At 60.4% G+C, this 24,119-nt stretch carries 26 protein-coding genes; 18 read left to right on the top strand and 8 right to left on the bottom strand.

Features of this window, described 5'->3' with window-relative positions:
- The first annotated feature begins 6 nt into the window (after window positions 1-6).
- Window positions 7-627: a TetR/AcrR family transcriptional regulator gene (locus tag MHH62_RS26550; protein WP_020302373.1), complete on the top strand. Its 621-nt coding sequence runs from the start codon at window positions 7-9 to the stop codon at window positions 625-627.
- 7 nt (window positions 628-634) lie between these two features.
- Here MHH62_RS26550 and MHH62_RS26545 read toward each other — a convergent pair whose 3' ends face one another.
- Complete coding sequence (locus MHH62_RS26545; RefSeq protein WP_044483550.1) at window positions 635-1,297, bottom strand: response regulator transcription factor; 663 nt, start codon at window positions 1,295-1,297, stop codon at window positions 635-637.
- 371 nt (window positions 1,298-1,668) lie between these two features.
- Between MHH62_RS26545 and MHH62_RS26540 the strand changes: the two genes are divergently transcribed.
- The 6 genes from MHH62_RS26540 to MHH62_RS26515 all read left to right on the top strand — a co-directional run bounded on the left by MHH62_RS26540 (window position 1,669) and on the right by MHH62_RS26515 (window position 8,034).
- Complete coding sequence (locus tag MHH62_RS26540) at window positions 1,669-2,247, top strand: fimbrial protein (protein ID WP_014716565.1); 579 nt, start codon at window positions 1,669-1,671, stop codon at window positions 2,245-2,247.
- Window positions 2,248-2,300: 53 nt separating this feature from the next.
- Window positions 2,301-3,074, top strand: a complete 774-nt coding sequence (locus tag MHH62_RS26535; protein WP_032901829.1) for a fimbria/pilus periplasmic chaperone — start codon at window positions 2,301-2,303, stop codon at window positions 3,072-3,074.
- Window positions 3,075-3,080: 6 nt separating this feature from the next.
- A complete protein-coding gene (locus MHH62_RS26530; protein ID WP_020302376.1) occupies window positions 3,081-3,839 on the top strand; it encodes a molecular chaperone in 759 nt (252 codons plus the stop codon).
- A 144-nt stretch (window positions 3,840-3,983) separates the two neighbouring features.
- A complete protein-coding gene (locus MHH62_RS26525; protein WP_339232153.1) occupies window positions 3,984-6,548 on the top strand; it encodes a fimbria/pilus outer membrane usher protein in 2,565 nt (854 codons plus the stop codon).
- Entirely contained in the window at window positions 6,545-7,501 is a 957-nt protein-coding gene (locus tag MHH62_RS26520) for a fimbrial protein (RefSeq protein ID WP_020302378.1), read from the top strand. Before MHH62_RS26525 ends, MHH62_RS26520 begins: the two co-directional genes overlap by 4 nt.
- Before the next feature lie 17 nt (window positions 7,502-7,518).
- A complete protein-coding gene (locus MHH62_RS26515; RefSeq protein WP_014716560.1) occupies window positions 7,519-8,034 on the top strand; it encodes a fimbrial protein in 516 nt (171 codons plus the stop codon).
- 93 nt (window positions 8,035-8,127) lie between these two features.
- Here the strand turns inward: MHH62_RS26515 and MHH62_RS26510 are convergent, their stop codons facing one another.
- The 3 genes from MHH62_RS26510 to MHH62_RS26500 form a co-directional block, all read right to left on the bottom strand.
- Window positions 8,128-9,093 carry a phasin family protein gene (locus MHH62_RS26510; RefSeq protein ID WP_339232152.1) on the bottom strand — a complete coding sequence of 322 codons (966 nt, stop codon included), beginning with the start codon at window positions 9,091-9,093 and terminating at the stop codon, window positions 8,128-8,130.
- Window positions 9,094-9,105: 12 nt separating this feature from the next.
- On the bottom strand, window positions 9,106-9,528 hold the full coding sequence (locus MHH62_RS26505; RefSeq protein ID WP_014716558.1) for a phasin family protein: 423 nt from the start codon (window positions 9,526-9,528) through the stop codon (window positions 9,106-9,108).
- Window positions 9,529-9,632: 104 nt separating this feature from the next.
- Window positions 9,633-9,908: a polyhydroxyalkanoic acid system family protein gene (locus tag MHH62_RS26500; RefSeq protein WP_014716557.1), complete on the bottom strand. Its 276-nt coding sequence runs from the start codon at window positions 9,906-9,908 to the stop codon at window positions 9,633-9,635.
- 145 nt (window positions 9,909-10,053) lie between these two features.
- On the opposite strand from MHH62_RS26500, the gene ubiE reads away from it, so the two are divergent.
- The 11 genes from ubiE (at window position 10,054) to MHH62_RS26445 (ending at window position 20,210) form a co-directional block, all read left to right on the top strand.
- The gene (gene ubiE / locus MHH62_RS26495; protein WP_003171186.1) at window positions 10,054-10,824 is read left to right on the top strand and encodes a bifunctional demethylmenaquinone methyltransferase/2-methoxy-6-polyprenyl-1,4-benzoquinol methylase UbiE; all 771 of its coding nucleotides are present in this window, start codon (window positions 10,054-10,056) and stop codon (window positions 10,822-10,824) included.
- Window positions 10,824-11,447, top strand: coding sequence for an SCP2 domain-containing protein (locus tag MHH62_RS26490; protein ID WP_019820017.1), 624 nt, complete (start codon window positions 10,824-10,826; stop codon window positions 11,445-11,447). Before ubiE ends, MHH62_RS26490 begins: the two co-directional genes overlap by 1 nt.
- Complete coding sequence (ubiB, locus tag MHH62_RS26485) at window positions 11,444-13,048, top strand: ubiquinone biosynthesis regulatory protein kinase UbiB (RefSeq protein ID WP_019820016.1); 1,605 nt, start codon at window positions 11,444-11,446, stop codon at window positions 13,046-13,048. Before MHH62_RS26490 ends, ubiB begins: the two co-directional genes overlap by 4 nt.
- 41 nt (window positions 13,049-13,089) lie before the next feature.
- A complete protein-coding gene (hisI, locus tag MHH62_RS26480; RefSeq protein ID WP_003187884.1) occupies window positions 13,090-13,482 on the top strand; it encodes a phosphoribosyl-AMP cyclohydrolase in 393 nt (130 codons plus the stop codon).
- Between the two features lie 2 nt (window positions 13,483-13,484).
- Window positions 13,485-13,817: a phosphoribosyl-ATP diphosphatase gene (locus MHH62_RS26475; protein ID WP_003187881.1), complete on the top strand. Its 333-nt coding sequence runs from the start codon at window positions 13,485-13,487 to the stop codon at window positions 13,815-13,817.
- Window positions 13,818-13,844: 27 nt separating this feature from the next.
- Window positions 13,845-14,123 carry a twin-arginine translocase TatA/TatE family subunit gene (locus tag MHH62_RS26470; protein WP_003187877.1) on the top strand — a complete coding sequence of 93 codons (279 nt, stop codon included), beginning with the start codon at window positions 13,845-13,847 and terminating at the stop codon, window positions 14,121-14,123.
- A 10-nt stretch (window positions 14,124-14,133) separates the two neighbouring features.
- Complete coding sequence (gene tatB, locus MHH62_RS26465; RefSeq protein WP_003187876.1) at window positions 14,134-14,541, top strand: Sec-independent protein translocase protein TatB; 408 nt, start codon at window positions 14,134-14,136, stop codon at window positions 14,539-14,541.
- The gene (gene tatC, locus MHH62_RS26460; protein WP_003187874.1) at window positions 14,538-15,329 is read left to right on the top strand and encodes a twin-arginine translocase subunit TatC; all 792 of its coding nucleotides are present in this window, start codon (window positions 14,538-14,540) and stop codon (window positions 15,327-15,329) included. The genes tatB and tatC overlap by 4 nt, the downstream gene beginning before the upstream one ends.
- A complete protein-coding gene (locus MHH62_RS26455; RefSeq protein WP_014716554.1) occupies window positions 15,326-16,033 on the top strand; it encodes a 16S rRNA (uracil(1498)-N(3))-methyltransferase in 708 nt (235 codons plus the stop codon). The genes tatC and MHH62_RS26455 overlap by 4 nt, the downstream gene beginning before the upstream one ends.
- 217 nt (window positions 16,034-16,250) lie before the next feature.
- Window positions 16,251-18,167, top strand: coding sequence for a methyl-accepting chemotaxis protein (locus tag MHH62_RS26450; protein ID WP_014716553.1), 1,917 nt, complete (start codon window positions 16,251-16,253; stop codon window positions 18,165-18,167).
- Between the two features lie 135 nt (window positions 18,168-18,302).
- Window positions 18,303-20,210, top strand: a complete 1,908-nt coding sequence (locus tag MHH62_RS26445; RefSeq protein WP_137270855.1) for a methyl-accepting chemotaxis protein — start codon at window positions 18,303-18,305, stop codon at window positions 20,208-20,210.
- A 109-nt stretch (window positions 20,211-20,319) separates the two neighbouring features.
- Here MHH62_RS26445 and MHH62_RS26440 read toward each other — a convergent pair whose 3' ends face one another.
- The 4 genes from MHH62_RS26440 to MHH62_RS26425 all read right to left on the bottom strand — a co-directional run bounded on the left by MHH62_RS26440 (window position 20,320) and on the right by MHH62_RS26425 (window position 23,954).
- Entirely contained in the window at window positions 20,320-21,054 is a 735-nt protein-coding gene (locus MHH62_RS26440; protein WP_020302382.1) for an amino acid ABC transporter ATP-binding protein, read from the bottom strand.
- Window positions 21,047-22,006, bottom strand: a complete 960-nt coding sequence (locus tag MHH62_RS26435; protein WP_014716550.1) for an amino acid ABC transporter permease — start codon at window positions 22,004-22,006, stop codon at window positions 21,047-21,049. Before MHH62_RS26435 ends, MHH62_RS26440 begins: the two co-directional genes overlap by 8 nt.
- Before the next feature lie 130 nt (window positions 22,007-22,136).
- Window positions 22,137-22,934, bottom strand: coding sequence for a transporter substrate-binding domain-containing protein (locus tag MHH62_RS26430; RefSeq protein WP_032901820.1), 798 nt, complete (start codon window positions 22,932-22,934; stop codon window positions 22,137-22,139).
- 219 nt (window positions 22,935-23,153) lie between these two features.
- The gene (locus MHH62_RS26425; RefSeq protein WP_014716548.1) at window positions 23,154-23,954 is read right to left on the bottom strand and encodes a transporter substrate-binding domain-containing protein; all 801 of its coding nucleotides are present in this window, start codon (window positions 23,952-23,954) and stop codon (window positions 23,154-23,156) included.
- Window positions 23,955-24,119 lie beyond the last annotated feature (165 nt).

The following is a 24,119-nucleotide window of genomic DNA, read 5'->3' as shown; positions in this document are numbered from 1 at the left end:
GACTGGATGAAGACCCGCGACCGTATCCTTGAATGTGCCTTGCAGTTGTTCAACCACAAGGGCGAACCGAACGTGTCGACCATGGAGGTGGCCAATGAAATGGGGATCAGCCCCGGTAACCTCTACTACCACTTCCATGGCAAGGAGCCGTTGGTACTGGGGCTGTTCGAGCGCTTTCAATGCGAGCTGGCGCCGCTGCTCGACCCGCCTGCCGATGCGCAACTGGAGGCTGAGGACTACTGGCTGTTTTTGCACCTGATTGTCGAGCGCATGGCCCACTATCGCTTCCTCTTCCAGGACCTGTCGAACCTGGCCGGGCGCCTGCCGAAGCTGGCCAAGGGGATCCGCAATCTGCTTACCGCGCTCAAACGCACCCTGGCCTCCTTGTTGGCGCGGTTGAAGGCTGCGGGGCAACTGGTCAGTGACACCCAGGCACTGGGGCAGTTGGTGGAACAGATCACCATGACTCTGCTGTTCTCCCTCGATTACCAACGCGTACTGGACCGTGAAGGCGAGGTACGAGTGGTGGTGTACCAGGTCATGATGCTGGTAGCGCCGCACCTGCTGTCACCTGCACGCCAGGCCACCGAACGCTGGGCCTTGCGCTACCTGGATGATCCGCTTTGACCGGTGCTTACTCAGGCCCGCCGAATTGCTGAATGAATTTGAAAAGTTCACTGTCATTGCGCACGCCCAACTTCCGATAAGCCGATTGTTTCTGCGTACTGATAGTACTTGCACTGCGGGAGAACTTTGCCGCAATCGAACTGACTGACATGCCATCGAGAAAACAGCGCAACACTTCGCGCTCTTTGGGTGTGAGCCCGGAGGTCAATGACAGCGTCGCTGAAACATTGACCGTCGACTTCACAGTGACGAGATCAAACGCAGAGTGTTTGCCCTGTAATGTCGCCAACATACAAGGTTGTATATAAAGCCGCCCTTGAGCGACAGTTCGGATAGCCGTGATCAGCTCGGTCAGATTCTGAGTCTTACCCAGAATGCCCCAACATCCAGCCTTGAGCGCCAGCGAGACTGTCGCAGGCGAATAATCCGAGGAAACGATCAATGCCCGGCACTGGCTGAAACGCCTGCCCAGCGTCTGGAGCAGACTGAGGCCGTCGATGTCTGACGGCGCCAGCACGAAGTCCATGACGACCACATCGACCCGCTGACGGGCCAGCGCCTCCAGCAGTTGCCGGCCCGTACCGTAGGAGCCGGTCACCTGAATGTCGGCCTCGGCATTCAATCCCAGTGCGATACCTTGGCGAACCATCTCGTGGTCATCCAGCAGCATGACGGTACAGATGGCCAATGGTGAAGTTGTCATAACGAGCCCCGCATAAATCAATGCAGTACTGCACGCTATAGACCAGCCTTATGCAGGGTTCAATAAGCGGACACAACAGTACTACATTTACTTACGGCAACTTCCTACAGAAACAACTGAGGAAACTTTACCCAACCAAAAATTCATACGAAAAAAACTAAACAAAACAAAACGCTTTCGAACAATCACGAACCAAAACTCGAGACTTCGCTATAGAGCGCATTCACTTTTAGATACAAATTATGCCAGCCCGCCCCATGAAAAAATTCGACAAGAACCTCAGGCACTGCGCTTAAACCTGCGGCGGATAACTTCAATAACTCGAGATCGAAAACAGAATGAAAGCCAACGTTTTACCTGCCGTTGCAACCGCCCTGGCCTTGAGCGCCACGATGACGTCATCGGTGTACGCCGCGGACGGCGTGATCAACTTCAGTGGACTGGTGACCGACGTGACCTGCACCGTCGAAGGCGCGGCTCCGGGCACGGGGGCTGTGGTCAAGGACGTGAACCTGGGTGGCGTCTCTGCTGCACGCCTGGCCACGGCAGGCAGCCGTGCCAACCTGACCGGCTTCACCATTCGCATCGGCGCACCGGGTGAGGGCAGTTGCACCAACGGACGCACCGCCATGGTTGCCTTCGATCCGACCAGCCCGGCCATCGACGTGGCCACTGGGCGCTTGAACATTGATGGTTACGACGATCCATCGGATACCACCAACGCCAAAAACGTCCAGGTTGAGGTCACCAGCCGCAGCGGCACGCCGATCAACGTGTACACCGAAAAATCCGAAGGCGTGGTGATCGCCGATAACCAGGCAACCATCCCATTGGCTGCACAACTGTACGCCAGCGGCCCGGCCACCGAAGGCAAGGTCAACACCCGGGTCGGGTTCATGATCGAGTACGCCGAGTAAAGCGCGAGCGAGCCTGCGAAGGCGGGCTCCTCCCTGGGTAAAGAGACCAGACGATGAAAACGAAGGCCCGTCTTACATTTGTCGCCGGTGTGTCTGGTGCAATGCTGCTGTTCATACTTGCCGCCGAGGCAGGCGTCATCATCCACGGCACACGGGTGATCTACCCTGCCGAACGGCAGGAAGTGATCGTACGCCTGGAAAACAAGGGCAATCGCCCGGCATTGGTGCAAACCTGGCTGGACGACGGCGACCGATACTCAACAGCCGCCACTGCAAAAGCGCCGCTGAGTACGTCCCCCCCAATCTTCCGCATTGAGCCGCACCAGCAACAGGCGTTGCGCCTGCGCTACTCGGGCGAGCCTTTGCCTGCCGATCGTGAAAGCCTGTTTTGGCTCAACGTACTGGAAGTGCCGCCGAGTGCCGCAAAGGGTGACGAGAATAACCAGATCGAATTGGCATTTCGCACCCGCTTGCGCGTATTCCTGCGCCCGCAAGCGTTGCCTTATGCGGTGGCAAACGCAGCCTCGAAACTGCAATGGAAACTGATCGCCCACGATCGCGGCTACGCCCTGCAAGCCACTAACCCGACGCCCTATCACGTCTCGCTTGCCTCTATCGAACTGCTCAGCGCCGGCCAGCGTTTTGCCAAAGCGCCGAACCAGAGCGCCAACGACAGCCTGCTGCTGCCGGCCGGCGATGTAAAGCGCTTTGCGTTGCCGCTGTTGCGCGAATGTCCGCGTACCCCGGCCAAGGTTGAGTTCACCAGCGTCAGCGATTTCGGTGCCCGCGTACGGCATTCGGCAGCGCTGCCTGGCTGCACGGGATAAACCACCATGAATGTATTTTCGATTTTTGCGCAGACCACCTTGCTGACCTGCACGCTGGTGGGCGCAACGGCGCTGCAGGCGAGCGTGATCATCAACAGCACGCGCGTGGTTTATCCGCAGAACGACAAAGAGGTCACCGTCAGGCTGGAGAGCAAGAACCAGGCACCGGTATTGGTCCAGACCTGGCTGGATAATGGCGATGAGCAGTCGACGCCACAGGTGGGCGGCATTCCTTTTGTGGTGACCCCGCCCATCTTCCGTATGGAACCGGGCAAGCAACAGGTGGTGCGCGTGGCCTATACCGGCGAATCCTTGCCGACCGCACAGGAAAGCCTGTTCTGGTTCAACTTGCTGGAAGTGCCTGCGCAATCTCCAAATGCGCAACAGGGCAACCAACTGCAGCTGGCGTTTCGCTCGCGGATCAAACTGTTCTTCCGTCCGCATAACCTGCTCTACGGAGTCGAAACGGCACCCGGAAAACTGCAATGGCGACGCATCTCAAGCGCACAGGGCCAGGGCCTGGAAGTCTTCAACCCGACGCCCTATCACGTGACCTTTGAAGCCGTCGAGGTGCTGGAGTCCGGGCAACGACATGCGCGTAAAACCGCGTCGTCGGGCAGTGAAAACATGGTACTGCCCGGCGGCCGCCTGCGCTTTGAGCTGCCCACGCTCAAAGCATCGGCCAATACCGAGGCGACCGTAGAGTTCCAGACACTCGATGACTATGGCGTGAAGGCCGTCCATAGCGCCAAGGCCCCGCCATGACAGCCCCCAGAACAGACCTTCCAGCGTAGGGCGCCCTGACTGGCGCTACCACGCCCCTACTTTTTCATGTCGATGCCCACTGACGCGGGTAGGGACGCCCTATGCCGACAGTCGACCGACACCTGTTTTTCGAGAATGCTGAACATGAGTTTCAACACGCCAACCGGCGTAAAAGCACGTCATCGCTTCAAGCGGACCCTGCATAGCCTGCTGTTGATCAGCGGCGCTCAAGCCGTCAGCGCCCAGAGTGCCGAACAGGTCGAATTCAATCCGGCTTTCTTTCCGGGTGGCAAGGCGGGCTTGCAGGTCGATATCGCCAAGTTCAACCAAGGCAACGTCGTCCTGCCTGGCAGCTATCGCGCCGATGTGCACCTTAACGGCCAGTGGATCGGGCGTGAAACCCTGTCCTTTTCCAAGATCGCGGGCCATGACACCGCCCAGCTGTGCCTGGAGCCCCAGGCGCTGCTCAGGTTTGGCGTTATCGTCGATAGCGTCGAGGCAGCAGCCCTTTCCAGCTGTGCCGACATCGCCAGCTACCTGCCCGGCGCCAGCAGCCAGTTCGATTCGGGTGAAAGTCGCCTCGACCTGCAAGTTCCGCAGATATACCTGGCGCGCCAGCCACGCGGCTACGTCGACCCGCAACACTGGGATGGCGGCGTGGATGCCGCGTTCGTGCGTTACAACACCAATACCTTCACCACGCGGACCGGCGGGCGCACCCAGGGCTCCAGCTACCTCGGCCTGAACACCGGCCTCAACCTGGGGAACTGGCACTGGCGCCACAACGGCAGCTACAGCCGCACCCATACCGTCTCGGGGTACCAAAGCAGCGCCACCTATGTGCAGCGGGATTTGAGTGCCTTGAAGTCCCAACTGGTGCTTGGCGAACTCTATACCCCCGGCGAACTGTTCGACAGCGTGCGTCTGCGCGGCGCCAGCCTGTCTTCCGATGACCGGATGCTGCCCGATTCACTGACCGGCTTTGCCCCGGTAGTGCGCGGGGTTGCCGAGACCAACGCACGGGTCACTGTACGCCAACGCGGTGTGTTGCTGGATGAAGTCTCCGTCGCGCCCGGCCCGTTCGTGCTCAAGGACCTGTTCCCCACCGGTTACGGCGGCGACCTGAATGTCACCGTCACCGAAGCCGACGGTCGTACCCGTGAGTTCATCGTACCGTTTGCCGCCAACGCCAACCTGCTGCGCCCCGGCTACAGCCGCTATTCGCTGAGTGCCGGCCTGCTCGATGAAGTCGGCCTGCACCACCCGCCCAGGCTGATGCAAGCGACTTACCAGCATGGCCTGAGTAATCTGCTGACCGGTTATACCGGTGCCGTGATGGGTGAGGATTACCGTTCACAGTTGCTGGGGGCCGCGTTCAACACACCGTTGGGCGCACTTTCTCTGGACTTGACCCAGTCGAACGCGCATCTGCCAGGGCATGGTTCACGCGCGGGTCAAAGCGTACAGCTGCGCTACAGCAAGAACTTCGCGAATACGGGCACCCACTTCGCGCTGGGCGCCTACCGCTACTCCACCGAAGGCTTCTTGAGCGTGAGCGACGCAGCACACATCCGCGACCTTGCGCTGGACGGGCTCAAGCTCGACACCGTTTCGCGCCTGCGTGACCGAATGGACATCAGCCTCAACCAAAGCGTCGGCGACGGCTCGGTGTACCTGACCGGCTCCTCGCAAAACTATTGGAACCGCAACAATGGCAACCTGACGTTTACCGCCGGCTACAGCAGTACGTGGAAGGGTTTGCATTACACCGTCAGCGCGCAGCGCACCCGGGACTTGCTGAGCGAACGCGTCGACAAGCAATTGGACTTCACCGTCAGCCTGCCACTGGGCAGCGGCGCACGCTCGCCCACACTGACCACCACCGTCTACCGTGGCGATCAAAGCAGCGGCGAGCGCCTGAGCCTGGGCGGTACGCTTGGCGGGCGCAATGAATTGAGCTACGGCCTGAGCAGCAGCCGTGCTCAAGGCAGCGGCTATGCCACTAGCGCCGACATGAAATACCAGACCTCTCAAGGCGTGCTGTCGGCAAGCTACGGCCAAAGCAACGCGTACCAATCGACCTCACTGGGCATGACCGGTGGCATCGTCGCCCACCGTGGCGGTGTGACCTTCGCCCCAGAGTTGGGCGACACCATCGGCATCGTCCAGGCTCCCGACGCCCTCGGCGCACGGATCAATGGCAACCACAGCGCGCAGATCGGCAAAAGCGGCTTCGCCGTGGTGCCGAATCTCACGCCTTACCGCCAGAACGTGGTCGAGTTGGACCCCAAGGATCTGTCCACGGATGTCGAGCTCAAGACCGCCGCTCAGAACGTCGCGCCACGAGCCGGCTCGGTGGTGCAGTTGCAATTCGAGACCGTCAGCGGGCAGGCCATGTTGATCACGGCGCTGCGGGAGGATGGCACGCCATTGCCGTTCGGCGCGGATGTGTTCGATGAAAGCGGCGCCAGCGTCGGGATCGTTGGCCAGGGTGGCAAAGCCTTTGCGCGTGTGTCACGCGGGCAGGGGCAGTTGACGGTCAAGTGGGGCCCGGACGCCACGACCCTGTGCACCCTGCGCTATGACGTGAGCACAGGTTTCACTGCCGAGAACACCAACCGCTTGCGCCACCTGAACGCAGGTGCCTGCCAGCATGCGCCGCAAGCGCCTACCGCCAAAAGCCCCATGACAATACGGAGTTCACAATGAAGCCGTCGATCTCGCGCCTCTTGACCCTGCTGGTGCTTGGCCTGCCCATCGCGGCCCAGGCGGAGTGCGATAGCTATATGGACTCCGAGCACGGCCTTTCCCTTCCGGCCACTATTACGGTACCGGCCAACCTGCCCGATGGCAGCATCATCACCCAGCAGCCATTCAGTGGAGTGGTTCCCGGCCGTTTCTTCAATTGCCACAGCTTGACCCTCAGACAGGTCACCTCCCGCAGGTACCCGCAACTATTGCCAAGCCTGATCTATTCCACTGAGGCTCCTGGCATCGGCATCCGCATAAAAATTACCGATGCCCGAGGAGTGACCAACTTCTACGCGCTTGAAAATATTACCAATCATCTGCCCACTGGACGCCATCCCATCTTCACCAATGCCGAGGCGATCTTCTACAAAACCGGCCCGGTGACCGGAGGGGTAGTGCCGGCGGGAAGCATCTACAAATACACAATGATGACCCGTATAGGCCAGCGCCTGGGCCGCTTTGAGCTCAACCTCAACAACTCGGTCAGGTTCGTAAGCCCTGTTGCTACCTGCAACCTTGAAGCAGGCGACGTCAACCGCTCCATCGCTCTCGACCCGGTGCAGGTCAGTGCTTTCAACAGCAGCCCCTACGCTGGCGCACACAACTTTGAGCTGACGGCCAATTGCAGCGATGCCGCCAACGTCACCTTTCGTTTTTCCGGCCCGCCCTCGCCTGAAAATGACCTGCTCTTCGCCAATACAGGCACCGCTGGAGGCGTGGCGCTGTGGCTGTATTCCCGTATCAACGGAACGAATCAAACGATCCCTGCCAATGGCAGCGACAACGAACGCACGCTGGTTGTGAGCGGCAATCGCGCGGTACTGCCACTCGGCGCTGCGTACCACAAAAGCGGCACGGTCGGCCAAGGCACGCTGATCAGTACCGCTACCGTCAACATCACCTACAACTGAAACCCTGAGGATTAACGATGCGTCTCTCAATACTGCCCCTGCTATTGGCGTTCACGGCCAGCCTGGGCGCTCCTGTCGCCTTCGCTGCTACCACCGGCACCCTGACCTTCCAAGGCGTGGTCAACGCGGGCACGTGCAACCTGATCGCCGGCGATGTAAACCGCACCATCACTCTACCGCCCGTCAAAGTGTCGGACTTCGATAGTGCCGACTCCGCTGGAGAACACGATTTCGAGCTTGCCGCTGACTGCGACTCTGACGTCAAGAACGTGATCTTTCAATTCGCTGGCACACCCTCCGCCGGCAACGCAGAGCTCTTTGCCAATACGGGAACTTCGGGCGGCACCGCTCTTTGGCTGGCCAGCGCAGGCATCATCCCCGCCAACGGTACTGAGGCCCAGCGTAGCCGTACGGTTGCAACGAGCAGCAGCAAGGCGGTACTGGCGCTCAAAGCGGCTTACCACAAAACCGGCGCGGCGATTTCCCACGGCACGCTGGCCAGTGCCGTCACCGTTTCTATCACTTATAACTGATGGGCTTGGTGTAGCGCCCGCGACGCCTGATTGCTGTGGCCCATAAAAAATGCCCGACCTTTATAGGCCGGGCATTTTCTGGTCCCGCAAAAATCAGGACTGACTGGATGGCGTCGGGGTTACCGGCGTTGCAGTCGGGGTAGCAGCGGTGGGCGACGGCGCGGACACCGAATTGGCTGCAGAAGCAGTCGGAGCCGGCTTGGCCGCCACGGCAGGCTTTGGCGCTGCTGGCTTTTTCGCCGCGGCAGGTTTTTTGGCCACCGCAGGTTTTACCGCCGGTTTGGCTGCTGCTGGTTTCGCGGCGGATTTTGCCGCAGCTGGCTTGGCAGCGGGTTTGGCGGAAGCTGGCTTGGCAGCGGATTTGGCAGCAGCCGGTTTAGCCGCAGGTTTCGCTGCTGCTTTAGCAGCCGCTGGCTTGGCGGCAGGTTTGCTGGCCGGTTTGGCAGCAGCTGTTTTGGCCGCTGGCTTGGCCGCAGGTTTCGTCGCGGCTTTGGCTGGCGCCTTGGCCGCAGATTTTGCAGCCGGTTTAGCGGCAGCTTTAACCAGAGGCTTGGCAGCGGCTTTGGCTGCTGGTTTTGCAGCTGCAGTTTTGGCCGCTGGTTTTGCCGCAGGTTTTGCCGCAGGTTTTGCCGCAGGTTTTGCTGCGGCAGTCTTGGCTGGAGCCGCTTTGGCGCCAGTGAGTTTTTCGATTTGCCTGGTCAAGGTATCGACCTTGCTGTGCAACGTTTTCAACTCAGCCTTGCTAGGCACGCCCAGTCGCGAAATAGCACTGTTGAGGCGCTTGTCGAAGGTTTCTTCCAACTTGCCCCACGTGTCAGAAATACTCGACTTGGCGGAACCGGCCGTTGCCTTGGCCGCATCAACTTTTTTCCCCACTGTACTCTTGGTCAACTTCTCGGCCTTCTCGCCGTCCTTGACCAGAGTCTCGAAGTATTTACCGCCGTCACTGCTAACCTTCGAGTACACGCCTAAACCAGCAAGCCAGATTTTGCGGGAATATTTTTCAACTTCCCCGACCCACGAGCTGCCTTCTTTCTGAGTAGTCTTTTTAACAGCCATCCCGATGTCTCCTTAGTGTTTACGCGCGACACGTTCGAGCAATGCCGTCAGCTCTTCGAGCTTAGCAGAGAGTGTCTCCACGTCATGTTTAGACGCAATGCCGATTCGATTCAAGGCACTTGCAACACGCGTGTCAAAAGCTTTTTCAACTTTATCCAGCTGAACTTCAACCAGGCTCCTGACGCCGGAGACATTACTCTTTACCTGGTCAATCTGACTGTTGGCGGCATCAAGTTGTTCAACTACAACTTTTTTACCTTTACTTTCAACATGTTGGCCGCTCTTAACCAGCTCTTTGAAGTACTCGCTGCCCTCACTGCCGACCTTCGCATAGGCACCAAGACCCGCCAGCCAGATCTTGCGGGCATAGCTTTTAACCTCACTCAGGGGAGTGGTTTGAACGTCGATTTTTTTCTTCAAAATAACTTTGGCCATGGTGCACCTCACACAAAAAGGGGGGGAGGACGGCCCGCAGGAGTTGAGGGCTTGGGCACAAAGTAGGGTTTAAAATTAGAATCGGCACCCTAAGAGCAGCCAGGTCAGGCCAACGCTTTATCCAAGGCCTTTTCGATTTCGGACTTTATCGTGCCACTCATGGCCGACATCAACAGGCCGAGTTCGACATCGATGCGCAGTGAGTTGTCGGCCACCGCAACCGTGCCTTTAACCCCGGAGCGCTTGAGCTTCAGGGTGTCGCCAGCCCATGAAGACTCCACCCCATATTTATCCTCGAGTTTGCGCGCCAATTGCTCAGCCTTGGCCCGCGCCTGTTCTTTTCCCAGGGTATGTTCACGCTCAACGGTAATACGGGCCATTGCAATGACTCCTCTATATAACGACTCAGAACACCCGCCATGCGGCAAAAGGTCTCGATGAGCGCCTATCTTACCTGCAGCCTTGCCAAGACAAAGTAGGCCTTGGGGATTATCATGTCCCGCATTCTCTTTTGGTGACAGCGATATGACTGATCAGCGCAAAGGCAGCGATGCCGAACCCACCACTCACTTCGGCTTCAAGAACGTCCCGGAAAGCCAGAAAGCGGAAAAAGTCGCTGAGGTGTTCCACTCCGTGGCGGCCAAGTACGACCTGATGAACGATGTGCTCTCCGGCGGCATGCACCGCCTGTGGAAGCGCTTCACCATCGAGTTGTCGGGCGTACGCACCGGCAACCGGGTGCTGGACATCGCCGGTGGCACGGGCGATTTGGCGGCCAAGTTCTCCAAGCTGGTTGGCCCCACCGGCCAGGTGGTATTGGCCGATATCAACGGCTCGATGCTCAAGGTTGGCCGCGACCGCCTGCTCGACAAAGGCGTGGCCGGCAATATCGAGTTCGTTCAGGCCGATGCCGAGAAGCTGCCCTTCCCCGACAACCATTTCGACTGCGTGACCATCGCGTTCGGCCTGCGTAACGTGACTCACAAGGAAGACGCGATCCGCTCGATGCTGCGCGTACTCAAGCCGGGTGGCCGCCTGCTGGTGCTGGAATTCTCCAAGCCGACCAACGCGCTGATGTCCAAGGTCTACGACACCTATTCGTTCGCCTTCATGCCACTGATGGGCAAGCTGATCACCAACGACGCCGAGAGCTACCGCTACCTGGCCGAGTCGATCCGCATGCACCCGGACCAGGAAACCCTGAAGTCGATGATGGTGGAGGCCGGTTTCGACCGCGTGACCTACCACAACATGACGTCCGGCATCGTCGCCCTGCACCGCGGCATCAAGCCCTGATGCTGCTGCAAGGTCTTCTCGCCAGCGTCGAGCACGGCCTCAACCGTGTACTGCGCCTGGACAGCACCGCCCTGGCGCGGCTCGCGCACCTGACCGGCAAAGTCATTGCCGTCGACTGCCGAAGCCCCGCCTTGCAGCTGTTTATCCTGCCCAGCGATGAAGGCCTGCTGCTCGCCACTCAATGGGCCGCTGAGGCCGATTGCACTCTGCGTGCGCCAGCCTCAAGCCTGTTGCACCTGGCACTGAGCCGCAACAAGACCGCCATCCTCCACAGCCCCGAGGTGGAACTGGAAGGCGACAGTGCGGTGCTGATGGACCTGGCCGCCGTGCTGCAAGACCTGGAGCTGGACTGGGAATATGAACTGTCGCGCTGGATTGGCCCCGTCGCCACCCAGTTGATCAGCGGGCACCTGCGCAGCCGCTCGCGCTGGTACCAGCAAGGGTTCGCCAGCCTCAACCAGAACCTTGCCGAATACCTGAGCGAAGAATCGCGCACCCTGGTCGGGCAACGGGAAGCGCAAGCGCGCTTTCGCGAGCTCGACAAGGCCAAAATCGACCTGGAACGCCTCGAGGCCCGCTTCGAGCGCTTGAGCCGTTCCCTTGATCCAAGCGATAACGCATGAAGCTGCTCGCCGTCCGCCGTTTGTTTCGTATCCAGCGCGTCGTAATCCGCTACCGTCTCGATGACCTGCTGTTTGCCCTGCCTTTGCCATGGTTCCTGCTAGCGGTGCGTTATGTGCTGCCGTGGCGCTGGTTGCCGCGCAAACCGTCACCGTTGAGCCGTGGCGCCAGCCTGCGCCTGGCGTTGCAGGATTTGGGGCCGATCTTCATCAAGTTCGGGCAGATCCTCTCCACCCGCCGCGACCTGTTGCCCGAAGACATCGCCGACGAGCTGATGCTGCTGCAAGACCGCGTGCCGCCGTTCGATTCGCAGCAATCGATGGCGCTGATCGAAGAACAGCTGGGCCAGAAGATCAGCGAGGTGTTCAGCCGCTTCGACGTCGAGCCCCTGGCCTCGGCGTCGGTGGCGCAAGTGCACGCCGCGCAGCTCAAGACCGGCGAAGAAGTGGTGGTGAAAGTCATTCGCCCAGGCCTCAAGCCGATCATCGGCCAGGACCTGGCATGGCTGTTCATCCTGGCCCGCGCGGCCGAACGCTTCTCTGCCGATGCGCGCCTGCTGCACCCGGTGGACGTGGTCGCCGACTACGAAAAAACCATCTACGACGAACTCGACCTGCTGCGCGAAGCGGCCAACGCCAGCCAATTGCGACGCAACTTCGAAGGCTCGCAACTGTTGTACGTGCCGCAGGTGTATTGGGACTGGTGCCGGCCCAAAGTGCTGGTGATGGAGCGCATCTACGGCGTGCAGGTCACCGACCTTGCGACCCTGGCCGACCAACGCACCGACATGAAGATGCTGGCCGAGCGCGGTGTGGAAATCTTCTTCACCCAAGTGTTCCGCGACAGCTTCTTCCACGCCGACATGCACCCGGGCAACATCTTCGTCAGCACCGTCAACCCGTGGAGCCCGCAGTACATCGCCATCGACTGCGGCATCGTCGGCAGCCTCACCCCGGAAGACCAGGATTACCTGGCGCGCAACCTGTTTGCCTTCTTCAAGCGCGACTACCGTCGTGTGGCGCAGCTGCACATTGATTCGGGTTGGGTGCCGGCGGAAACCAAGCTCAACGAATTCGAAGCGGCGATCCGTACCGTCTGCGAGCCGATCTTTGAAAAACCGTTAAAAGATATTTCCTTCGGTCAGGTACTGATGCGTCTGTTCCAGACCGCGCGGCGTTTCAATATGGAAGTACAGCCGCAGTTGGTGTTGTTGCAGAAGACCCTGCTGAACATCGAAGGCCTGGGCCGCCAGCTGTACCCGGACCTCGACTTGTGGAACACCGCGCAACCCTTCCTGGAACGCTGGATGCGCGAGCGCATGAGCCCCAAAACCATGCTGGGCAACCTGCACAGCCAGTTCGAACAGCTGCCGCACCTGGCCAACATGACCCGCGACCTGCTGGAGCGCATGTCCCAGCCCCACGCCAAGGACCCTGAGCCACCGTGGCGCAAGCGCAAGGACGACTGGTTCCTGCGCCTGCTCGGCGCCGCGCACCTGGTGGGCGGTGTGATGCTGGCGATTGGTGGGCCATTGAACCAACTGGGCCACTGGCCAGCCGGCATCATGGTCGCCGTGGGTGTTTATCTGATCGTGCGTCGATAGCCCATCCGGTTATACACTGTCGCAAATTGCCGGAGCCGAACATGAAAGACTGGCTGGATGAGATCAAGTGGGACAGTGACGGCCTGGTGCCGGCCATTGCCCAGGACTACAAGACCGGGCGCGTGCTGATGATGGCCTGGATGAACCGCGAGGCCCTGAGCCTCACCGCCGCCGAGCAGCGCGCCATCTACTGGTCACGTTCGCGTGGCAAACTGTGGCGCAAGGGCGAAGAATCCGGGCACGTGCAGACCCTGCACGAGCTGCGCCTGGACTGCGATGCCGACGTGGTGATCCTCAAGGTCGAGCAGATCGGCGGCATTGCCTGCCACACTGGCCGCCACAGTTGCTTCTATCGCGTGTTCGAGAATGGCGAATGGAAGGTTGTGGAGCCGGTGCTCAAAGACCCGCACGCCATCTACCCAGCAGGACACTGAACATGAGCGATACCCTGAACCGTGTGGCCCAGGTGCTGGAAGACCGCAAAGGCGCGGATGCCGACAGCTCCTACGTCGCCAGCCTGTACCACAAGGGTCTGAACAAGATTCTGGAAAAACTCGGCGAAGAATCCGTCGAGACCATCATTGCGGCCAAGGACGCGCAAATCAGCGGTGATTACAGCGATGTAATCTATGAGACCGCAGACTTGTGGTTCCATAGCCTGGTGATGCTCGCCCAACTGGGGCAGCACCCACAGGCCGTGCTGGATGAACTGGACCGTCGCTTCGGCTTGTCCGGGCACGCCGAGAAGGCCTCGCGCCCGTCCGCCTGAATAACGTAAGACTTGAGGATTTGAAGCATGGGCATTTTTGACTGGAAACACTGGATCGTCATTCTGGTGGTGGTGGTATTGGTGTTCGGCACCAAGAAGCTCAAGAACCTGGGCACCGATGTGGGCGAGTCGATCAAGGGCTTTCGCAAAGCCATGAACGATGATGAAAAGCCAGCCGAGCCAAGCGCCAACCCGGTGCCACCGGCCCAGCCTGTTCACCCGCAGGCCACCCAGCCGATCACCGAGCGCCGTACCTTCGACGTGCAGGCTGAAAAGGTCCAAGAGCCGACCCGCAAAGACTCGTGAGCACTGACTAATGTTTGGTATCAGCTTCTCTGAACTGCTGCTCGTCGGCCTGGTGGCCCTGCTGGTACTGGGGCCGGAACGCCTGCCCGGTGCCGCACGCACCGCCGGCTTGTGGATCGGGCGCCTCAAGCGCAGTTTCAACGCGATCAAACAGGAAGTTGAACGGGAAATCGGTGCCGACGAAATCCGTCGGCAATTGCACAACGAGCACATCCTCTCGTTGGAGCAGGAAGCCCGCAAGATTCTTTCCCCGGTGCAAGAGCCGGCCAAGCCGGTAACGCCGGTGGCCGAGCACAGCATCGCGCCAGCCCCTGTGGCCGACGCCGCACCGGCAGCGCCCGCTCCTACGACGCCCGCGCCGACGCCCGTTGCGTCGCCCGCGCCCCATGACCCTACATTGCCGCCGCGAGCCCCATGAGCGCTGATAAACCGGAAAACGACCAGCATATGCCGCTGGTCTCGCACCTCACCGAGCTGCGTACCCGCCTGCTGCGTTGCGTGGCGGCGATCTTCATCATCTTTGCCGGGCTGTTCGCCTTTACCCAGCAGATCTACACCTTCGTCTCGACGCCCCTGCGCCAGTACCTGCCGGCCGGCGCGACGATGATCGCCACCGATGTGTCGTCGCCGTTCCTGACGCCCTTGAAGCTGACCATGATGGTCTCGCTGTTCCTGGCGATCCCGGTGATCCTGCATCAGATCTGGGGTTTTATCGCGCCAGGCCTCTACAAGCATGAGAAGCGCATCGCCGTGCCGTTGCTGGTGTCGAGCATCCTGCTGTTCTACACCGGCATGGCCTTCGCCTATTTCCTGGTGTTCCCACTGATCTTCAAGTTCTTCGCCGCCGCGACTCCAGCCGGTGTGGAAATGATGACCGATATCACCAGCTACCTCGATTTCGTGATGACGCTGTTCTTCGCCTTTGGCGTGGCGTTTGAAATTCCGGTAGCGGTAGTGTTGCTGGTGTGGATCGGCGTGGTCGACGTCAAGTACCTGAAGAAGATCCGCCCGTATGTGATCATCGGCTGCTTCGTGGTCGGCATGATCCTCACGCCACCGGACATCTTCTCCCAGACCTTGTTGGCCGTGCCGATGTGGATGCTGTTCGAAGTGGGCATCCTGTTCAGCGGCTTGATCAGCAAGCGTGGCGAACACCCGGATGACGCGCCTGTCGACGACGACCAGCCGCCTGCGACCCAGCCGTGAACCTGCTACTGCTCGAAGAGGCCGACTTTATCGCGGCCGACCGCGTAGTGCTGCGTGATCGGCGCCTGGTGCATATGCAGGAGGTTCACCGCGCCGCCGTCGGTGACTCCCTGCGCGTGGGCCGGATTGGCGGACTGATGGGCAATGCCCAACTGCTGCGCCTGGAAGCCGCTGAAGCCGAACTGCAAGTGAGCTTCGACCAACCGCCACCGAGCAAATTACCCCTGACCTTGCTGCTGGCCCTGCCCCGCCCGAAGATGCTGCGCCGGGTGTTGCAAACCGTGGCGGCCATGGGCGTGCCCAAGGTGGTGCTGGTCAACAGCTACCGCGTGGAAAAAAGCTTCTGGCAAACCCCGTTCCTGGAGCCTGAAGCGGTGCGCGAGCAATTGATCCTCGGCCTGGAACAAGCGCGGGACACGGTGCTGCCCGAGATCATTATCGAGAAACGCTTCAAGCCGTTTGTGGAAGATCGGCTGCCGGCCATGGCGGCTGGCACCCTGGGCCTGATCGGCCATCCGGGCGATTACCCAGCCTGCCCCCGAGCCCTCGAGGAACCGGTGACCCTGGCGATCGGCCCGGAAGGCGGCTGGATTCCCTATGAAGTGGACTTGCTGGCCAAGGCCGGTTTGCAGCCGGTGCAACTGGGTGCACGTATTTTGCGCGTCGAAACCGCCGTAACGGCCCTGCTCGCCCGCCTGTTCTAACCCCCCGACTGATCGTTCCCACGCTCTGCGTGGGAATGCCGCTCAGGACGCTCTGCGTCCGCCCTTGTGACGCAGAGCGTCACGCCATTCATTCCCACGCAGAGCGTGGGAACGATCAGCAGAGCGTGGGAACGATCATGTGCATAGCTACAGAATCTCGCGCCCGTGCCGATAGCCTTTGAATAAGTCCAAGCCTTGTTCCAGGGGAGTTCGCAGCATGTATCGTTGGTTAGCCGAGAAGTTGGGGAATGTAAGCGTCAACCGCAAGCTGAGCGTCGGCTTTGGCCTGGTATTGGTCCTGACGCTGTTGATCACCTTTACCGGCTGGACCGGCCTGGGGGATGTGATCAGTCGCGGCGACAAGCTGGGCTTCATTTCCAGCCTCAATGGCCTGACCAAAGACCTGCGCCTGGCACGTCTGGACTTCGATATGCGCCGTGGCGAGCAAGGCACGGACAAGGTCGACGGCCTGCTCGCCCACCTCGACAGCGGCCTGAAGACCGCCGCCGAGCTGATCGAGCAACCTGACGACAAAGCCCTGGTCGAGCAACAGCAGGAAGCCTTGAACCAATACAAAAAGGCCTTCGCGGCCATGGTCCAGGCGGGCCTCAAGCGTGAGGGTGCTCGCAGCAAGCTCGGCGACACTGCCGACAATGCTGTCGCCAAGATCAATGAAATCGAAAAAGCCCTGCTGCAAGGTGACAGCGTCACCCAGTTCAACAGCGTGGTGGAGCAGAGCAAGCTGATCCAGCAATCGCGCTTCCAAGTACGCGGCTACACCTACAGCGGCAAGGTCGAAGCCGAGCAACCGGCCCTGGATGCTATCGACAACGCCCTGAAGAAAATCACCGAACTGCAAGGCCAGCTGCCGGCCCAATACCAGGCCAACCTGCAAGAAGCCGGGGCTTCACTGCAAGCCTACCGCGCCGCCGTCAGCCAGTATCGCGATTCCCAGGTCGCCAGCGCGGCTGCGCTGAAAACCATGATCGCCCAAGGCGACATCCTGCTGGGCCACAGCGAAAAACTCACCGTCTCCCAGACCGCCGTGCGTGACGCAGATGCCGCGCAGGCCAAATACCTGTTGCTGCTTGCCACCGTGCTGGCGCTGATCGTCGGCATCTTCGCAGCCTGGGCCATCACCCGCCAGATCGTCATCCCCCTGAACCAGACCCTCAAAGTCGCCGAGCGTGTGGCCTCCGGCGATCTGAGCCACAACCTGGAATCGGGCCGCCAGGACGAACTGGGTCAATTGCAGCGTGCCATGCAAAGCATGACCGTAGGCCTGCGCGAGTTGATCGGCGGGATCAGCGACGGTGTCACCCAGATCGCCAGCGCCGCCGAGCAGTTGTCGGCCGTGACCGAACAAACCAGCGCCGGGGTCAACAGCCAGAAGGTCGAGACCGACCAGGTGGCCACCGCCATGAACGAGATGGCGGCCACCGTGCAGGAAGTGGCGCGCAATGCCGAAGAGGCCTCGGAAGCCGCCGTGGCTGCCGACCAGCAAGCCCGTGAAGGCGACCAGGTGGTAGGTGAAGCCATCGCCCAGATCGAGCGCCTGGCCACCGAGGTGGGTAATTCCACAGTGGCCATGGGTGAACTCAAGCGCGAGAGCGACAAGATCGGCAGTGTGCTCGACGTGATCAAATCCGTAGCCCAGCAAACCAACCTGCTGGCCCTTAACGCCGCCATTGAGGCCGCGCGTGCCGGTGAGGCCGGCCGTGGCTTTGCCGTGGTGGCCGACGAGGTGCGCAGCCTGGCCCAGCGCACGCAGAAGTCCACTGAAGAGATCGAAGAGCTGATCGTCGGCCTGCAAAGTGGTACCCAGCAGGTGGCAACCATCATGGACAACAGCCGCGGGCTGACCGAGAGCAGTGTTGAGCTGACGCGCCGCGCTGGCCACGCGCTGGGCAATATCACCCGTACTGTCTCGACCATTCAGGCCATGAACTCGCAGATCGCCACCGCCGCCGAGCAACAAAGCGCCGTGGCTGAAGAGATCAACCGCAGCGTGTTGAATGTGCGCGACATCTCCGAACAAACCTCGTCGGCCAGCGAAGAAACTGCGTCCTCCAGTGCCGAACTGGCGCGCCTGGGGATCTACCTGCAGACCCTGGTTGGGCGCTTCCGGGTCTGAATTACCCTACACGGCGGCTTACCAAAGCCGCCGTAACTTGTGAAATTTCCTACGCAGTTATCAGCCCTCCACGGCCCCGAATCGAATTAGCGTTTCATGTGTTGCGAAATGCTTTCTCTGATTCGGAGGTTCACCATGTTTTCTCGGCTAACCCGCGTGCTGGTCAATGCCAGCGTCCGCCTCAAGCTCGCCCTGGGTTTTGGCCAAGTGCTGATCCTCAGTTTCCTGATCGCCGCTACGGGCTGGCAAGCCTTGAACGCCGTGCTTTACCGATCCAATAGCCTGACGACCCTGGGTCAATTGGCCGTTGACGCCGAGGCCATGCGCGCCGACCGCATCGTGTACCGCACCCTGACAGACAGCGATAGCCTGAGCAAAATGGCCGCGAAGATTGAACGGATGGACCAGCACTTGGCCGACCTATCAAACCGCCTGAAAGACCCGGCTGACCTGCAGCGACTTGAAGAAGCCAAGAGCCTTGCAAGCCACTTCAAGGCGGCCCTGACGCAACTTCCGCCCTTGGTCGAACAGCGTGAGCGCATCCGCCCGGTGCTGAAAAAAGTCGCCCTGCAAGCCAGCGATACCCTCGCCCAATTTGCCAGTGACCTGCCTGATCAGAACGACGAAAAGGCCCTTGATGCCATTGAGCAACTGCGGCAGGCCATGGAGCTGGCCGAAGATCGCGCCCAGAGCCCCGCCTGGGCCGCGCAATCGCTGGCAATGTATACAGAGGCCATCGGCAAGGCCCTTGACGCCCTGGAGACCGCGCAACTGGCAGTCACAGCGCTGCCCGTGGACTCAGCACTGCTCAAGACCGACCTGGCTAACTATCGCGAGCAGTTGATCGAGCTCAAGGAAGCCCAGCTCAACGTGGAGACCGTGCAAAACCGCTTCGAACAGCAACTCGATGACCTGCGCGACAACAGTAACCAGTTGAGCCAAAGCCAGAACACCAAGCGCAACAGCGAGGCAGACCACACCCGCACATTGCTGATGAGCGTGACAGTGGCCGCCCTGGCCCTGGGCGCGCTGGCCGCCTGGTGGATCGCCCGGCAGATTGCGGTACCACTGCGGGAGATCCTTGGCGCCGCACGCCGCATTGCCGAAGGCGACCTCAGCCACGACATGGCGGTCGACCGTCGCGATGAACTCGGCCAGTTGCAGCAAAGCATCGGGCAAATGACCCGCAGCCTGCGTAGCCTGATCAGCAGTATCGGTGACAGCGCCCGGCAGATCGCCGGAGCGGCCACGCAGTTATCCACCGTCACCGAGCAGACCCGCAGCGGGCTCAACGAGCAGAAAGATGAAACCGACCAGGTGGCGACGGCAATGAATGAAATGCTCGCCACTGCCCAGGAAGTGGCGCGCCACGCCGAACGCGCCTCGCTGGCGGCCCAAGAAGCCGACCATCAGGCCGGCGCCGGTGAGCAGGTGGTCACCCAGGCTATGGAGCAGATTGGCAACCTGGCCAGTGAAATGGCGCTGTCGGGCCGTGCGATGCTCGCGCTGCAACAGGAGAGCCAGAAGATCGCCAGTGTGCTGGATGTGATCAAGTCTGTTTCTCAGCAGACCAACCTGCTGGCCCTGAACGCAGCCATTGAAGCGGCGCGTGCGGGCGCTGCCGGCCAAGGCTTTGCGGTGGTCGCCGACGAAGTGCGCAGCCTGGCCCAACGCACTCAGGAATCGGCCGAGGAGATCGAAGGGCTGATCCTCGGCCTGCATAGCGGCACCCAGCAGGTGGCGGATATCATGGACAGCAGCCGTAACCTGACCGATAACAGCGTCACCCTGACCCGCGACGCCGGCGACGCCCTGATCGCCATTGCCCGCACGGTGTCGATCATCCAGGAAATGAACCCGCAGATCGCCGCCGCAGCGGAACAGCAAAGCGCTGTAGCCGAGGAGATCAACCGCAGTGTGCTGAAGGTACGGGACGTGTCGGAACAAACCGCCGCCGCCAGCGAGGAAACGGCGGCGGCGAGTGTTCAGTTGGCGAGGTTGAGCCTGGACTTGCAGACGCTGGTCGACAAATTCAAGCTTTGACCTGTGGCGAGGGAGCTTGCTCCCGCTGGGCTGCGCAGCGGCCCCAAAATCTTGGGAGCGCTACGCACTCCAGCGCGAGCAAGCTCGCTCGCCACAGAGGCAAATATTTCTACAGGACTTGGCGCAGGAAGGCCTGGGCACGCGGGTCTTTTGGCGCATTGAAGAACTCCGCCGGCGCGGCGTCTTCCAGCAATTTGCCGTGATCGAAAAACAACACCCGGTCTGCCACTTCCCGGGCAAAGCCCATCTCGTGGGTGACGCACACCATGGTCATGCCTTCCAGGGCCAGGGTCTTCATCACGTCCAGCACTTCACCGACCATTTCCGGGTCGAGGGCCGAGGTGGGCTCGTCAAACAGCATCACCTTAGGCTCCATCGCCAGGGCCCGAGCAATGGCAACCCGCTGCTGCTGGCCGCCAGACAGGCGCGATGGAAACTCGCGGGCTTTCTGCGCTATACCGACCTTTTCCAGCAGCGCCAGGGCCTTGGCCTCCCGCTCTTGCTTGCCGCGCTTGCGCACGACCTTTTGCGCCAGGCACAGGTTTTCCAGCACGGTCATGTGAGGGAACAGGTTGAAGTGCTGGAACACCATGCCGACTTCACGGCGGTAGGCATTCACGTCGGTCTTCGGGTCGGCCAGTTGCAGGCCGTCGATGCTCACCGAACCCGAGTCGAATTCCTCCAAGCCGTTAAGGCAGCGCAGAAAGGTGGACTTGCCGGAACCCGAGGGACCGATCACCACCAGCACCTCGCCCTTGGCCACTTGGGTGGTGACATGATCCACCGCGCGCACCACCTGCCCACGGGTATCGAAGACCTTTACCAGATCGCGTACTTCAATCACTTTGGGCAAGCCTCCGCTCAAGCCGGCTGGCCATCTTCGACAGCGGCAGGTTGATCAGCAGGTACAAGCCCGCCACACAAAACAGGATTTCAAACGGCGAGAACGAGGTGGTGATCACTTCGCGGCCGCTCTTGAGCAACTCGGTAATCGCGATCACCGACACCAGGGACGTGTCCTTGACCAGGCTGATAAATTGCCCGGCCAGGGGCGGCAGCACGCGCTTGAAGGCCTGCGGCAGCACCACGTGGCGCATCGACTGGCTGGCACTCAAGCCCAGGGAGCGCGCCGCTTCGTCCTGGCCACGGGTGATGGACTGCACGCCGGCGCGCACGATTTCTGCCACGTAGGCACCCGTGAACAACGACAGCGCGGCAATCCCGGCAAACTCCCGGGACAGGTTGAGCACCGTGCCGATAAAGAAATAGAAAATGAAGATCTGCACCAGCAGCGGCGTGCCCCGCACCAGCTCGACGTAGATTGTCGACAGGTCGCGCAAGGTGGGGTTTTTCGACAGCCGGCACAGCCCGGTCGCCAAGCCAATCGCCAAGCCCAGGATGCCGGACACCACCGACAGCCACAGCGTGGTCCACAAGCCCCACATCAACGGCCCCAGTGCCCATTGCCGAGTCACGCCGACCACATCGCCTTCAGCCACATCATCGCCGCGCGCCACTTGCAGGCTGTTATCGGCGACTGTGAGCTTTTGTTCCACTCCGGCGTCGTTGCGCAGGGTGACTTCGGCCATATCGCCTTTGCGCACCAACTCGACCACGGTGGAAATATCCGCGGCGCGCTGGGAGGTTTCGGCTTGATAGGCGAAGTATTGGGGGACGCGGTTCCAGCGCCACTCGTAGGACATCAACGACGTGGCGTAGTACAAGGCACCCGCCAGGCCGACCAGCACCACCACCGTCAGCAGGTGCCAGGGCCATTGGGCTTTTTTATGTTTCATTTCACTTTCCGCATAGGTGTCGCCTGATAGGCCGCCATCGCGGGCAAGCCCGCTCCCACAGGTTGATGTGTGAATACAGTCAAATGTGGGAGCTGGCTTGCCTGCGATGCAGGCAACTCGGTGTCAGGCCTTATTCCATGTCCTTGAGCCACTCGGAGCTCTTGAACCACTTGTCATGGATGCGATCGTAGGTGCCGTCGTTACGGATCTGGTGCAGGAAGTTGTTGATGAAGTTGATGCTGTCGTAATCGCCTTTCTTCAAACCGAACGCCAGAGGTTCAAAGGTGAAGGGTTCTTCCAGGAACACCAGCTTGCCGTTCCCGACCTTCTTTTCGGCCACCACGTTGTACGGTGCGTCGTAGACGAACGCATCAGCCTTGCCGTTGACCACGTCGAGCACGCCTTCCTGCTCGTTGTCGTAGCCGTGGTACTTGGCCTTGGAGATCAGCTTCTTGGCAACCATCTCACCGGTGGTGCCGAGCTTGGAGGTCAGGCGGTATTTCTCGTCGTTCAGGTCTTTGTAGGACTTGATGGTGCCTTCCAGCTCCTTGCGGATCAGCAGCGTCTGGCCGACCACGATGAAGGGTTCGCTGAAGTTCAGGCGCAGGTTGCGTTCCTGGGTCAGGGTCATGCCGCTGCCAATCATGTCGAACTTGCCGGTCAGGAAGGCCGGGATGATGCCGTCGTACCCGGTGGACACCAGCTCCAGCTTGACGCCCATGGACTTGGCCATAGCCTTGAGGATGTCCACTTCGAAACCGATGATTTCGCCGCGCTTGTCGGTCATTTCGAACGGCATGTAGGTGGGGTCCATACCGACTTTCAACGTGCCGCGCTTGACCGCCTCATCAATGGCGCCGGCTTGGGCCGCAGTGGCGGCGACCAGCGCGGTGACACCGAGCATCAGCATCGAAAGATACTTTTTCATCATCAAGACCCCTGAACGATTCTTATAAGGTGGGCGCACAGAAGGGCTGCGCCATTTCGGGGTGCGATCCTAACCCACTCGTTGTCCGCCACAAAGGTTTCACCGGTAAATGTTATCGGCGTGTGTCGCAAAACACTGACAGCGAGCCGGCCAGGCACAGAGGCAGACGCTTGCGCGCGACCTCTCGATTAGGGATTGATGTGTAAGCAGTTATGACGATCAGTCGATCTCGGCTATCCAGGCCGTGTCCCTGAACCACTTGTCATGGAGGCGATCGTAGGTGCCGTCCTGGGCGATCTGGTTGAGAAAATGGTTGATCCAATTGAGGCTGTCGTAATCGCCTTTTTTCAGGCCAAACGCCAAAGGCTCAAAGGTGAAGGGTTGCTCCAGTACCAACAATGCACTGTTCTGCGGCCGACTCATCGCGATCAGGTTGTAGGGCGCATCATGGATAAAAGCATCGGCCTTGCCTTCAACGACCTGCCGCACGCCTTCTTCCGGGTTGGCCACACTGTTGAGCCGCGCTGATAGGAGAAAGCGCTGTGCCGCGGCTTCGCCGGTGGTGCCTTGGGTTGCAACGACGCGGTAACTGGGATCGTCCAGCTCTTCAATACTGGACACTTTCCCGCCCAGGCGCGGATGCAGTAGCACAGTCTGGCCCACCACGATAAACGAGTCACTGAAGTTGAGCTTGAGGTTGCGCTCCTGAGTGACCGTCATGCCGCTGCCAATCAGATCAAACTTGTTCGCCATCAGCCCCGACAACAACTCCGTGTAGGGCACCGCCACCAATTCAAGCTCTACGCCCAGCGCGCGGCTCATGGCGTGGAGCAAGTCAATTTCAAAGCCGACGATGCGCCCCTGCTTATCGAGCATTTCGAAGGGCACGTTATTGGGGGTGGTGCCGACCTTAAGCACGCCGCGGTGCACAGCATTGTCCAGCGCGCCGGCGTAAAGCAGGCCTGCCTGTCCCCCCAGGAAAAAGCCCATCAGCAATGCCAAACAATACCTTTTGATCATGAATGCCCCCGCAGCGAGTCCAATTTGGGGGGCGATCCTAACCCAGCCGCAGGCACGGCAATACGCTTCGAACAAAGGTCTTTTGTTTCGAAATAACAAGGAGTTAGCGATAAAAGGAAGAGGCTAAAAACGCTGTAGGACCAACGTTTGAAACACCCCCGAAGT

The sequence above is a fragment of the Pseudomonas sp. FSL L8-0168 genome (assembly GCF_037976155.1).
GTDB lineage: Bacteria > Pseudomonadota > Gammaproteobacteria > Pseudomonadales > Pseudomonadaceae > Aquipseudomonas > Aquipseudomonas paracarnis.
The sequence above is the reverse complement of the archived record's forward strand: the minus strand, read 5'-3'. Positions and strand labels throughout refer to the sequence as shown.

What these genes read in the sequence shown, in the direction of transcription:
- MHH62_RS26535 (WP_032901829.1), top strand. Translation starts at nt 2,301, where the DNA reads ATGAAAACGAAGGCCCGTCTTACATTTGTCGCCGGTGTGTCTGGTGCA.
- MHH62_RS26525 (WP_339232153.1), top strand. Translation starts at nt 3,984, where the DNA reads ATGAGTTTCAACACGCCAACCGGCGTAAAAGCACGTCATCGCTTCAAG.
- MHH62_RS26475 (WP_003187881.1), top strand. Translation starts at nt 13,485, where the DNA reads ATGAGCGATACCCTGAACCGTGTGGCCCAGGTGCTGGAAGACCGCAAA.
- MHH62_RS26470 (WP_003187877.1), top strand. Translation starts at nt 13,845, where the DNA reads ATGGGCATTTTTGACTGGAAACACTGGATCGTCATTCTGGTGGTGGTG.
- MHH62_RS26435 (WP_014716550.1), bottom strand. Translation starts at nt 22,006, where the DNA reads ATGAAACATAAAAAAGCCCAATGGCCCTGGCACCTGCTGACGGTGGTG.
- MHH62_RS26520 (WP_020302378.1), top strand. Translation starts at nt 6,545, where the DNA reads ATGAAGCCGTCGATCTCGCGCCTCTTGACCCTGCTGGTGCTTGGCCTG.
- MHH62_RS26510 (WP_339232152.1), bottom strand. Translation starts at nt 9,093, where the DNA reads ATGGCTGTTAAAAAGACTACTCAGAAAGAAGGCAGCTCGTGGGTCGGG.
- MHH62_RS26505 (WP_014716558.1), bottom strand. Translation starts at nt 9,528, where the DNA reads ATGGCCAAAGTTATTTTGAAGAAAAAAATCGACGTTCAAACCACTCCC.
- MHH62_RS26540 (WP_014716565.1), top strand. Translation starts at nt 1,669, where the DNA reads ATGAAAGCCAACGTTTTACCTGCCGTTGCAACCGCCCTGGCCTTGAGC.
- MHH62_RS26515 (WP_014716560.1), top strand. Translation starts at nt 7,519, where the DNA reads ATGCGTCTCTCAATACTGCCCCTGCTATTGGCGTTCACGGCCAGCCTG.
- MHH62_RS26445 (WP_137270855.1), top strand. Translation starts at nt 18,303, where the DNA reads ATGTTTTCTCGGCTAACCCGCGTGCTGGTCAATGCCAGCGTCCGCCTC.
- tatC (WP_003187874.1), top strand. Translation starts at nt 14,538, where the DNA reads ATGAGCGCTGATAAACCGGAAAACGACCAGCATATGCCGCTGGTCTCG.
- MHH62_RS26550 (WP_020302373.1), top strand. Translation starts at nt 7, where the DNA reads ATGAAGACCCGCGACCGTATCCTTGAATGTGCCTTGCAGTTGTTCAAC.
- MHH62_RS26450 (WP_014716553.1), top strand. Translation starts at nt 16,251, where the DNA reads ATGTATCGTTGGTTAGCCGAGAAGTTGGGGAATGTAAGCGTCAACCGC.
- hisI (WP_003187884.1), top strand. Translation starts at nt 13,090, where the DNA reads ATGAAAGACTGGCTGGATGAGATCAAGTGGGACAGTGACGGCCTGGTG.
- MHH62_RS26545 (WP_044483550.1), bottom strand. Translation starts at nt 1,297, where the DNA reads ATGCTGCTGGATGACCACGAGATGGTTCGCCAAGGTATCGCACTGGGA.
- MHH62_RS26500 (WP_014716557.1), bottom strand. Translation starts at nt 9,908, where the DNA reads ATGGCCCGTATTACCGTTGAGCGTGAACATACCCTGGGAAAAGAACAG.
- MHH62_RS26530 (WP_020302376.1), top strand. Translation starts at nt 3,081, where the DNA reads ATGAATGTATTTTCGATTTTTGCGCAGACCACCTTGCTGACCTGCACG.
- ubiE (WP_003171186.1), top strand. Translation starts at nt 10,054, where the DNA reads ATGACTGATCAGCGCAAAGGCAGCGATGCCGAACCCACCACTCACTTC.
- MHH62_RS26425 (WP_014716548.1), bottom strand. Translation starts at nt 23,954, where the DNA reads ATGATCAAAAGGTATTGTTTGGCATTGCTGATGGGCTTTTTCCTGGGG.
- tatB (WP_003187876.1), top strand. Translation starts at nt 14,134, where the DNA reads ATGTTTGGTATCAGCTTCTCTGAACTGCTGCTCGTCGGCCTGGTGGCC.
- ubiB (WP_019820016.1), top strand. Translation starts at nt 11,444, where the DNA reads ATGAAGCTGCTCGCCGTCCGCCGTTTGTTTCGTATCCAGCGCGTCGTA.
- MHH62_RS26490 (WP_019820017.1), top strand. Translation starts at nt 10,824, where the DNA reads ATGCTGCTGCAAGGTCTTCTCGCCAGCGTCGAGCACGGCCTCAACCGT.
- MHH62_RS26430 (WP_032901820.1), bottom strand. Translation starts at nt 22,934, where the DNA reads ATGAAAAAGTATCTTTCGATGCTGATGCTCGGTGTCACCGCGCTGGTC.